Source organism: Pseudomonas sp. B21_DOA (genome assembly GCA_030544685.1).
Classification (GTDB): domain Bacteria; phylum Pseudomonadota; class Gammaproteobacteria; order Pseudomonadales; family Pseudomonadaceae; genus Aquipseudomonas; species Aquipseudomonas fluorescens_AO.
In genome coordinates, this window is the sequence record CP086683.1 from 1,361,469 (window position 1) to 1,373,006 (window position 11,538).

Here is an 11,538-nt window from a genome sequence, read left to right on the forward strand (position 1 = left end):
CGCGAAGAGGCCGGCACAGTCAACATTCGTGTCGGCAGACAGATTGCTTTCGCGAGCAAGCTCGCTCCCACAGAAAAGCAGCTCCACCGATGCTCAGTGAACCCGAATAACAATCCACAGAGGTTGAATCATGGCGGTTAACAACGAACGTGCAGGCACTAACCCGTTGATCGAAAGGCGTTCGATCGACTACATCCCGGAAGCGGAAAGACACGGTCGTCTGTTCAGCCAGTTCACCCTGTGGATGGGCGCCAACCTGCAGATCACTGCGATCGTCACCGGGGCCCTGGCCGTGGTGCTTGGCGGTGATGTGTTCTGGTCGTTGATCGGTCTGCTGATCGGCCAACTGCTCGGCGGTGGCGTGATGGCGCTGCATGCCGCGCAAGGGCCGAAACTGGGCTTGCCGCAGATGATCTCCAGCCGTGTGCAATTCGGCGTTTATGGCGCGGCGATTCCGATCGTGCTGGTGTGCCTGATGTACCTGGGTTTCACTGCCACCGGGACGGTGCTGTCCGGGCAGGCGCTGGGTCAGTTGTTCGGTGTCAGCGACAGTGTTGGCATCCTGATTTTCGCCAGTGTCATCGTGCTGGTCACAGTGCTCGGCTATCGGGTGATCCACTGGATCGGCCGCGTCGCCAGCGTGATTGGCGTGATCGCTTTCGTGTTCCTGTTCTGGCGGCTGATGAGCCAGACCGACGTTGGTGCACTTCTGCAGATTCGTCATTTCAGCTGGAGCAGCTTTCTGCTGGCGGTGTCGTTGGCGGCGTCGTGGCAGATCGCTTTCGGCCCGTATGTGGCGGACTATTCACGCTACCTGCCGAGCGCCACTTCGTCGGTGAAAACCTTCTTCGCCGCTGGTGCAGGTTCGGTGATTGGCGCGCAGGTGGCGATGATCCTCGGCGTGTTTGCCGCCGCTTCGGCCAACGGTCAATTTGCCGGTCATGAAGTCGCCTACATCGTCGGCCTCGGCGGTACCGGCGCCACCGCCGCGCTGCTGTATTTCAGCATCGCGTTCGGCAAAGTGACCATTTCGACGCTGAACTCCTACGGCAGCTTCATGTGCATCGCCACCATCATCAGTGGCTTCAAAGGGCACCTGACGGTTTCCCGTATGCAGCGGCTGGTGTTCGTGCTGTTCATCGTCGGCGCGGCAACCTTGATCGCCTTGCTCGGGCAGCACTCGTTCCTCGGTGCGTTCAAGTCGTTCATCCTGTTTCTGCTCGCCTTCTTCACACCGTGGAGCGCGATCAATCTGGTCGACTACTACTGCATCACCCGCGAGCGCTACGACGTGCCGGCGCTGGCTGATCCGAACGGCCGCTACGGCCGGTGGAACCTGCTCGGTATCAGCGTCTACGTGTTCGGCGTGCTGGTGCAGTTGCCGTTCATCTCGACCAAGTTCTATACCGGCCCGCTGGTGGCGGCCCTCGGTGATGTGGATATTTCCTGGATCATCGGCCTGGTGCTGCCGGCCGCCGTCTATTACTTCTGCGCAAAGAAATGGCACAGCGCAGTGCCCGATCGCCTGATTCTGCCGGTCGAGCAGAACAGCACCCCACAAGCAAAAAACAGCGGGACCGGTCGCGCTGCGGCGCAGGCCTGATCTGGACGTGGACCAGGCTGGATGCCTCTTGAACTGCCGTAAGCCCATTCATGATTAGGAGCGTCACGACAATGAAATCGAGCAAGACCCTGCTGACCACATTGCTGTCCATGGGCCTGTTGGCCAGTGCCGGTGCGACCCAAGCCGCCGGCTGGTGCGAATCGGGCAAACCAGTGAAATTCGCCGGCCTGAACTGGGAAAGCGGCATGCTCCTGACCGACGTGCTGCAAGTGGTGCTGGAGAAAGGTTACGGCTGCAAGACCGACAGCCTGCCGGGCAATTCCATCACCATGGAAAACGCCCTGAGCAGCAACGATATTCAAGTGTTCGCCGAAGAGTGGGTCGGCCGCAGCGAGGTCTGGAACAAGGCCGAGAAGGCCGGCAAGGTCGTCGGTGTCGGCGCGCCGGTGGTGGGCGCGGTCGAAGGCTGGTACGTGCCGCGTTACGTGATCGAAGGCGACGCCAAGCGCAAGCTTGAGGCGAAAGCACCGGACCTGAAGAACATCGCTGACCTGGGCAAATACTCCGCTGTGTTCAAGGACGCCGAAGAGCCGTCCAAGGGCCGCTTCTACAACTGCCCGGCCGGCTGGACCTGCGAGCTCGACAACAGCGAAATGCTCAAGCGCTACGGCCTCGAAAACAGCTACACCAACTTCCGCCCGGGCACCGGCCCTGCGCTGGATGCGGCGGTGTTGTCGAGTTACAAGCGTGGCGAACCGATCCTCTTCTACTACTGGTCGCCGACCCCGCTGATGGGGCAGATCGATGCGGTCAGGCTTGAAGACCAGGCGCAGAGCAACAAGACCATCAGCATCAAGGTCGGCCTGTCAAAAACCTTCCACGACGAAGCCCCGGAACTGGTCGCCGTGCTGGAAAAGGTCAACCTGCCGATCGACCTGCTCAATCAGAACCTCGGGCGCATGGCCAAGGAGCGGATCGAGTCGGCAAAACTGGCGAAAATCTTCCTCAAGGAACATCCTGAAGTCTGGCACGCATGGGTGAGCGACGACGCAGCCAAGAAAATCGACGCGGCCTTGTAGGTCAGGTTTGCCCGGCTGCCAGCACGGCAGCCGGACGCTTGATCGCAACCCCTTGATTGAGAGTCCCTTATGTTTCCCGAAAGCTTTACCTTTTCCATCGCCGACTGGGTCAACGGTTGGGTCGATTCGCTGGTGACCAACTACGGCGACGTGTTCCGGCATATCTCCGACACGCTGCTGTGGGCCATCGTCAGTCTCGAAGGTTTGCTGCGTGCGGCGCCGTGGTGGTTGATGCTGGCAATCGTCGGTGTCATCGCCTGGCACGCCACGCGCAAAGTCGTCACCACCGCCGTGATTGTCGGCTTGCTGTTTCTGGTGGGTGCGGTTGGCCTCTGGGACAAGCTCATGCAGACCCTGGCGCTGATGATGGTCGCGACGATCATTTCGGTGCTGATCGGCATCCCGCTGGGGATCCTCTCGGCGCGCAGCAACCGCCTGCGTTCGGTGCTGATGCCGCTGCTCGATATCATGCAGACGATGCCGAGTTTCGTTTATCTGATTCCGGTGCTGATGCTCTTTGGCCTGGGCAAGGTGCCGGCGATTTTCGCCACGGTGATCTACGCCGCGCCGCCGCTGATTCGCCTGACCGACCTCGGTATTCGTCAGGTTGACGGCGAAGTGATGGAGGCGATCAACGCCTTCGGCGCCAACCGCTGGCAGCAACTGTTCGGCGTGCAACTGCCGCTGGCGCTGCCGAGCATCATGGCCGGGATCAACCAGACCACGATGATGGCCCTTTCGATGGTGGTGATCGCTTCGATGATCGGCGCCCGTGGCCTCGGTGAAGACGTGCTGGTGGGCATTCAGACCCTCAACGTCGGCCGTGGTCTCGAAGCCGGGCTGGCGATCGTGATTCTCGCGGTGGTCATCGACCGCATCACTCAAGCGTACGGCCGGCCACGTCACGAGGTGAGCAAATGAGCAACGCAAGCGTGAGCAAGATCGAAGTGCGCAACGTCTTCAAGATTTTCGGCAACCGCGCCAAGGATGCGCTGGCCATGGTCGGCCAGGGCAAGAGCAAGGATCAAGTGCTCAACGAAACCGGTTGCGTGGTCGGCGTGAATGACTTGTCGCTGAGCATCGGCACTGGCGAAATCTTCGTGATCATGGGCCTGTCCGGTTCCGGCAAATCCACCCTGGTGCGCCACTTCAATCGCCTGATCGACCCCACCAGCGGGGCGATTCTGGTCGATGGCGAGGACATCCTGCAGTACGACATGGACGCCCTGCGCGAATTTCGCCGGCACAAGATCAGCATGGTGTTCCAGAGCTTCGGCCTGCTGCCGCACAAGAGCGTGCTCGATAACGTCGCCTACGGTCTGAAAGTGCGCGGCGAGAGCAAGCAGATCTGCGCCGAACGCGCGCTGCACTGGATCAACACCGTCGGTCTCAAAGGCTATGAAAACAAATACCCGCACCAGCTCTCCGGCGGCATGCGTCAGCGCGTCGGCCTCGCCCGCGCCTTGGCGGCGGACACCGACATCATTCTGATGGACGAAGCGTTCAGTGCGCTGGACCCGCTGATCCGCGCCGAGATGCAGGACCAGTTGCTCGAACTGCAGAAGACCCTGCACAAGACCATCGTCTTCATCACCCACGACCTCGACGAAGCCGTGCGCATCGGCAATCGCATCGCGATTCTCAAGGATGGCCGGTTGATCCAGGTGGGCACGCCAGAGAGATCCTGCATTCACCGGCCGATGAGTATGTCGACCGGTTCGTGCAGCGGCGGGCGGCGGTGGTCTGACACTGAGTGGCCGTTGTGGTGAGGGATTTATCCCCGTTCGGCTGCGAAGCAGTCGTAAAACCGGCCACTGCGGTCTGTCTGACGGATTTGCGGGCATGGTTTGGGGCGGCTTCGCCACCCAACGGGGATAAATCCCCTCACCACAGGGTTACCGGCATCAACAGAATTGGTATGAGGTTAGAGATGTCCCAGGCTGAAAAAATCATCATCACCGGCGCGCCTCTGCGTTGGCAGGACGTGGTTGCTGTTGCCCGTCACCGTGCGCCGCTGGAACTGTCCAGCGAGACCTGGGCGCGCATCGACAACGCGCAGGCCATCGTTCAGCGCATTGTCGCCAGCGGCGAGCGCGCCTATGGCGTCAACACCGGTCTGGGCGGTCTGTCGAACGTTTCGCTGCAGGACGAACAGCTCAGCCAACTCTCGCGCAACACCTTGCTCAGCCATGCCTGCGGTGTCGGCCCGGTGCTCAGCGATGAGCAGACCCGCGCCATCATCTGCGCCGCGATCCACAACTACAGCCACGGCAAATCCGGGCTGCATCGGCGCGTGGTCGAAGGGCTGCTGGCGCTGCTCAATCGCGGCATTACCCCGCAGGTGCCGTCGCAAGGTTCGGTGGGTTACCTGACGCACATGGCGCACGTCGGCATCGCGCTGCTCGGCGTTGGCAATGTCAGCTATCGCGGGCGGATCATTCCGGCGCAACAGGCGCTGGCCGAGGAGGGCCTGCAACCTGTGCAGCTCGGCGCGAAGGATGGCTTGTGTCTGGTCAACGGCACGCCGTGCATGACCGGCCTCAGTTGCCTGGCGATTGCCGATGCGACGCGGCTGCTGCAATGGGCCGATGTCATTGGTGCGATGAGTTTCGAAGCCCAGCGCGGCCAGATCGATGCGTTCGATGCAGAGATCATTGCGCTCAAGCCGCATCCGGGCATGCAGCAGGTCGGCAACAACCTGCGCGCCTTGCTCGATGGCAGCGAAGTGATCGCTGCGAGCAAAGGCATTCGCACTCAGGATGCGCTGAGCATTCGTTCGATCCCGCAGGTCCACGGCGCCGCCCGTGATCAACTGGAGCATGCGATCAAACAGGTGGAAGCCGAACTCAACGGCTGCACCGACAACCCGTTACTGCTGGGCACTCCGGACAATTTCCGGGTGATGTCGCAGGCCAACCCGCACGGTCAATCCGTGGCGATGGCGGCCGATCTGCTGGCGATTGCCATGGCCGAAATCGGCTCGATCGCCGAGCGCCGTCTCGATCGTCTGGTGAATCCGCACGTCAGCGGCTTGCCGGCGTTTCTGGTGGCCAATCCCGGGGTCAACTCGGGGATGATGATCGTGCAATACGTCGCCGCCTCGCTGTGTGCGGAAAACCGCCAATTGGCGCAACCGGCGGTGCTCGATAACTACATCACCTCGGGCCTGCAGGAAGACCACCTGAGCATGGGCACCAACGCCGCGCTGAAGCTGCACCGCGCGCTGGAAAACTGCACGCAGATTCTCGCGATTGAATATCTGCTGGCGGCGCAGGCGTTTGAGTTCCTCAAGGAACAGCGCTTTGGCGTGGGCACTGACCGCGCGTGGAAACTGCTGCGCGAAACGGTCCCCGCCTACGACCAGGATCGCTGGCTGGCGCCGGATATCGCTGCCGCTGCGACCGTATTGAAACACCCGAATCTGCCGCACAACGTCCTACCGGACTTGCACTGACAACTACCCATACCAGCGTGCCAAGGCGTGGATCGTTCACAAGACGTGAAGCGACGGATAACGGAATGCTCCGGAGCGACTGGTAGTTAATAACAATGCCTAACAGGAGCATTTTAATGACTGCGCTGAACCTGATCCCCGGCCAACTGAGCCTGGCCCAACTGCGTGACGTCTACCAGAACCCGGTCACACTGACCCTCGACAACAGCGCCAGCGCGCAGATCGAGGCCAGCGTCGCCTGCGTCGAGCAGATCCTCGCCGAGAACCGCACCGCCTACGGCATCAACACCGGTTTCGGCCTGCTCGCCTCGACGCGCATCGCCAGTGAAGACCTGGAAAACCTGCAGCGTTCGCTGGTGCTCTCGCACGCTGCCGGCGTTGGCCAGCCGATCAGCGATGACCTTGTGCGATTGATCATGGTGCTCAAGGTCAATAGCCTCAGCCGGGGTTTTTCCGGGATTCGTCGGCAGGTGATCGATGCGCTGATCGCGCTGATCAATGCCGAGGTCTATCCGCACATTCCGCTGAAAGGTTCGGTCGGCGCATCCGGCGATCTGGCGCCGTTGGCGCACATGTCGCTGGTGCTGCTCGGCGAGGGCAAGGCGCGTTACAAGGGTGAATGGCTTGAAGCCACCGAAGCACTGAAAGTCGCCGGCCTGACGCCGCTGACTTTAGCGGCCAAAGAAGGTCTGGCGCTGCTCAACGGTACCCAGGTTTCCACAGCGTTTGCGCTGCGCGGTTTGTTCGAAGGCGAGGATCTGTTTGCCGGTGCACTGGCGCTGGGCAGTCTTACTGTTGAAGCCGTGCTCGGTTCGCGCTCGCCGTTCGACGCGCGCATTCACGCCGCACGTGGGCAGAAAGGGCAGATCGATGCCGCTGCGGCTTATCGCGATCTGCTCGGTGAGCGCAGCGAAGTCTCCGCCTCGCACGAGAATTGCGACAAGGTCCAGGACCCGTACTCGCTGCGTTGCCAGCCGCAAGTCATGGGCGCTTGCCTGACCCAGTTCCGCCAGGCCGCTGAAGTGCTGGCGGTGGAAGCCAACGCGGTTTCCGACAACCCCTGGTCTTCGCCGCTGAAGGCGACGTGATTTCCGGCGGCAACTTCCACGCCGAACCGGTGGCCATGGCCGCTGACAACATGGCGCTGGCCATCGCCGAAATCGGCTCGCTGAGCGAGCGGCGCATCTCGCTGATGATGGACAAGCACATGTCGCAACTGCCGCCGTTCCTGGTGGCCAATGGCGGGGTGAACTCCGGTTTCATGATCGCTCAGGTCACCGCTGCGGCGTTGGCCAGTGAAAACAAGGCGTTGTCCCATCCACATTCGGTGGACAGCCTGCCGACCTCGGCCAACCAGGAAGATCACGTATCGATGGCCCCGGCCGCCGGCAAGCGTCTGTGGGAAATGGCCGAGAACACTCGCGGCATTCTCGCCGTGGAATGGCTGGCGGCGGTGCAGGGCCTGGATCTGCGCAACGGTCTGAAGACCTCGCCGAAGCTCGAACAGGCGCGGGCGATTTTGCGCAGGGAAGTGCCGTTTTATGAGAAGGATCGGTTCTTTGCCCCGGACATCAATGCGGCGACTGAATTGCTGGCGTCGCGGTGTTTGACCGAGCTGGTTTCGGCGAAGCTTTTGCCGAGCCTCTAATCCACCCACTGATCGTTCCCACGCTCTGCGTGGGAATGCCTCAAGGGACGCTCCGCGTCCAGTGACGCGGAGCGTCACGGGCTGCATTCCCACGCAGAGCGTGGGAACGATCACTATAAGAGGAACCGGGATGAAAACCCTCTGGCAACACTGCCACGTCGCAACCATGGCCAACGGCGCCTATTCGATCATCGAGGATGCCGCGATCGTGACATCCGGCACGCTGATCGAGTGGATCGGCCCGCGCACTCAATTGCCGTCCGGCGAATACCCCGCGGTCAATGACCTGCAGGGCGCGTGGGTCACTCCCGGCCTGATCGACTGCCACACCCACACCGTGTTCGGCGGCAACCGCAGCGGTGAGTTCGAAAAACGTCTGCAAGGCGTCAGCTATGCCGAGATCGCCGCGCAGGGCGGCGGCATCGCCAGCACCGTGCGCGCCACCCGTGAAGCCACGGAGGACGAGTTGTTCGCCAGCGCCGCCAAACGTCTGAAAAGCCTGATGCGCGACGGCGTGACCACGGTGGAAATGAAGTCCGGCTACGGTCTCGATCTGGCCAACGAGCGCAAGCTGCTGCGGGTCATCCGGCGTCTGGCCGAAGAGCTGCCGATCAGCGTTCGCAGCACTTGCCTGGCGGCGCACGCCTTGCCGCCGGAGTACAAGGATCGCGCCGACGATTACATCGATCTGATCTGCGAGCAGATGCTCCCGGCCCTTGCCGCTGAAGGTCTGGTCGATGCCGTGGACGCGTTCTGCGAATACCTGGCGTTCTCGCCGGAGCAGGTCGAGCGAGTCTTCGTCGCCGCGCAACAACTCGGACTGCCGGTAAAGCTGCATGCCGAGCAATTGTCCTCGCTGCACGGCTCCAGCCTCGCCGCACGTTACAAAGCCTTGTCCGCCGATCACCTGGAATTCATGGACGAGGCCGACGCGATCGCCATGGCCGCCGCCGACACCGTCGCCGTGCTGCTGCCCGGCGCGTTCTACTTTCTGCGCGAAACCCAGCTGCCGCCGATGGACGCGCTGCGCAGGCACAAGGTGAAGATCGCCATCGCCAGCGACCTCAACCCCGGCACCTCGCCAGCGCTGTCGTTGCGTCTGATGCTGAACATGGCTTGCACCTGTTTCCGCATGACCCCGGAAGAAGCCTTGGCCGGAGCGACCATCCATGCCGCGCAGGCGTTGGGCATGGCGCAGACCCATGGCTCGCTGGAGGTTGGCAAGGTCGCCGATTTCGTGGCGTGGGACATCGAGCGTCCGGCGGATCTGGCCTATTGGCTCGGTGGCGATCTGCACAAGCGCGTCGTGCGTCACGGCGTTGAATCGAATCTGTAGGAGAGCTGTTGTGGACAAGGTTCTGAATTTCAAACAAGGCCGCGTGCCGCTGCTGATCAGCATGCCCCACGCCGGTGTGCGTCTGACCCCGGCGGTCGAAGCCGGGTTGATCCCCGCGGCGAAGAGTTTGCCGGACACCGACTGGCATATCCCGCAACTCTACGATTTCGCCGAGGAGCTGGGCGCTAGCACCTTGGCCGCTGAGTATTCGCGTTTCGTCATCGACCTCAACCGGCCGTCCGACGACAAGCCGTTGTACGCCGGGGCGACCACGGGGTTGTATCCGGCGACCCTTTTCGACGGCATTCCGTTATTTCAGGCAGGTCTGGAGCCGTCGCAAGAGGAGCGCGCGACTTACCTTGAGCAGATCTGGACGCCTTACCATCGCACCTTGCAGCAAGAGCTGGCGCGATTGAAAGCCGAATTCGGTTACGCGCTGTTGTTCGATGCGCACTCGATCCGCTCGATCATCCCGCACCTGTTCGACGGCAAGTTGCCGGACTTCAACCTCGGCACCTTCAATGGCGCCAGTTGTGATCCGCAACTGGCGAGTCAACTGGAAGCGATCTGCGCGCGGCACGAGCAGTTCACCCATGTGCTTAACGGTCGCTTTAAGGGCGGACACATCACCCGCCAGTACGGCGACCCGGCGCACAACATCCACGCCGTGCAGCTGGAACTGTGCCAGTCCACCTACATGGAAGAGTTCGAACCGTTCCGCTACCGCGCCGACCTGGCCGAGCCAACGCGGGGGTGCTCAGGGAATTGCTGCAGGGACTGCTCGCTTGGGGTGAAAAACACCACAACGCCTGATGCACCCCTGAGCTGCCGAAGGCTGCGATCTTTGATCGTTCCCACGCAGAGCGTGGGAACGATCAGGCCCCGGAGCATGCTCATTGACGCAAATCGGGTTTATGATGCCCAACGGCAGAATAATACGAGTCCCCCAGGGATGACCTCGACCCCTTACGGAGCGCGCAATGCAGACTTTGTTTCCGCAGATCAAACCCCACGCCCGGCACGATCTGGCTGTCGATGACACCCATACGCTGTACGTCGATGAGAGCGGCTCGCCGGAGGGATTGCCGGTGGTATTCATCCACGGTGGCCCCGGCGCCGGTTGCGATGCGCAGAGCCGGCGCTATTTCGATCCGAATCTGTATCGCATTGTCACCTTCGACCAGCGCGGCTGCGGTCGTTCCACCCCGCATGCGAGCCTGGAAAACAACACCACCTGGGATCTGGTCGAGGATCTCGAGCGCATCCGCAAGCATCTGGGCATTGAAAAATGGGTGCTGTTCGGCGGCTCATGGGGTTCGACCCTGGCGCTGGCCTACGCGCAAACCCACCCGGAGCGGGTGCACGGTCTGATTCTGCGCGGGATCTTTCTCTGCCGTCCGCAGGAAATCGAATGGTTCTATCAGGCCGGCGCCAGCCGTCTGTTCCCCGATTACTGGCAGGACTACATCGCGCCGATCCCGCTGGACGAGCGCGACGACCTGCTCAACGCTTTCCACAAACGCCTGATTGGCAACGATCAGATCGCCCAGATGCATGCGGCGAAGGCGTGGTCGACCTGGGAAGGGCGCACCGCGACCCTGCGCCCGAATCCGCTGGTGGTCGATCGTTTCTCCGAGCCGCAGCGCGCGCTGTCGATCGCGCGGATCGAATGCCACTACTTCACCAACAACGCCTTCCTTGAGCCCAACCAGTTGATCCGCGACATGGGCAAGATCGCCCACCTGCCCGGTGTGATCATTCATGGTCGCTACGATGTGATCTGCCCGCTCGACAATGCCTGGGAGTTGCATCAGGCCTGGCCGAACAGCGAATTACAGGTGATCCGCGACGCCGGCCACGCTGCGTCCGAGCCGGGTATCACCGATGCGCTGGTGCGCGCCGCGAGCAAAATGGCCCAGCGCCTGCTCGACCTGCCGCTCGAAGAAGCATGAAGGCGCTGTTACAGCGCGTACGTGGTGCGCGTGTTGAGGTCGCCGGCGAGACAGTCGGCGCGATCGATCAGGGTTTGCTGGTGCTGGTGGCGGTAGAACCCGACGACACGCGTACCAGCGCCGACAAACTTCTGCATAAGCTGCTTAACTATCGGGTATTCAGTGACGCCGAGGGCAAGATGAATCTGTCCCTGGCGGATGTGGGTGGCGGGTTGCTGCTGGTCTCTCAGTTCACACTCGCCGCCGACACCAGAAGCGGCCTGCGTCCGAGCTTTTCCACGGCTGCACCGCCGGCGCTGGGTGCTGAGTTGTTCGACTATTTATTGAGCCAGGCGAAACAGGTGCATGGCACTGTGGCATCAGGTAGATTCGGCGCCGATATGCAGGTGCACTTGGTCAACGATGGCCCGGTGACCTTTTTGTTACAGACCTGACAGTGCCTGAAACACCTTTTTCGGAAATTTCGACTGTTTTTAGGCTGTTTTCGCGATAAATACTTTGTTAC

General features: G+C 61.7%; 7 protein-coding genes and 3 pseudogenes. All 10 read left to right on the forward strand.

What is annotated here, in order from left to right; all coding sequences use genetic code 11:
* Positions 1–130 precede the first annotated feature (130 nt).
* Positions 131–1,603 carry a cytosine permease gene (locus tag LJU32_06385; protein ID WKV89929.1) on the forward strand — a complete coding sequence of 491 codons (1,473 nt, stop codon included), beginning with the start codon at positions 131–133 and terminating at the stop codon, positions 1,601–1,603.
* Positions 1,604–1,674: 71 nt separating this feature from the next.
* Positions 1,675–2,643 (forward strand): ABC transporter substrate-binding protein, encoded by a 969-nt coding sequence (locus LJU32_06390; GenBank protein ID WKV89930.1) that lies wholly within the window; start codon positions 1,675–1,677, stop codon positions 2,641–2,643.
* 69 nt (positions 2,644–2,712) lie between these two features.
* Positions 2,713–3,564 (forward strand): proline/glycine betaine ABC transporter permease, encoded by an 852-nt coding sequence (locus tag LJU32_06395; protein WKV89931.1) that lies wholly within the window; start codon positions 2,713–2,715, stop codon positions 3,562–3,564.
* Positions 3,561–4,390: pseudogene (locus tag LJU32_06400) on the forward strand (glycine betaine/L-proline ABC transporter ATP-binding protein). The gene LJU32_06395 and the pseudogene LJU32_06400 overlap by 4 nt, the downstream one beginning before the upstream one ends.
* A gap of 183 nt (positions 4,391–4,573) precedes the next feature.
* On the forward strand, positions 4,574–6,097 hold the full coding sequence (hutH, locus tag LJU32_06405) for a histidine ammonia-lyase (protein ID WKV89932.1): 1,524 nt from the start codon (positions 4,574–4,576) through the stop codon (positions 6,095–6,097).
* 116 nt (positions 6,098–6,213) lie between these two features.
* Positions 6,214–7,745, forward strand: a pseudogene (hutH, locus tag LJU32_06410) (histidine ammonia-lyase).
* Between the two features lie 130 nt (positions 7,746–7,875).
* Positions 7,876–9,081: an imidazolonepropionase gene (hutI, locus tag LJU32_06415; protein ID WKV89933.1), complete on the forward strand. Its 1,206-nt coding sequence runs from the start codon at positions 7,876–7,878 to the stop codon at positions 9,079–9,081.
* A gap of 10 nt (positions 9,082–9,091) precedes the next feature.
* Positions 9,092–9,894, forward strand: a pseudogene (gene hutG, locus LJU32_06420) (N-formylglutamate deformylase).
* Between the two features lie 167 nt (positions 9,895–10,061).
* A complete protein-coding gene (pip, locus tag LJU32_06425) occupies positions 10,062–11,033 on the forward strand; it encodes a prolyl aminopeptidase (protein ID WKV89934.1) in 972 nt (323 codons plus the stop codon).
* Entirely contained in the window at positions 11,030–11,467 is a 438-nt protein-coding gene (gene dtd / locus LJU32_06430; protein ID WKV89935.1) for a D-tyrosyl-tRNA(Tyr) deacylase, read from the forward strand. Before pip ends, dtd begins: the two co-directional genes overlap by 4 nt.
* Positions 11,468–11,538 lie beyond the last annotated feature (71 nt).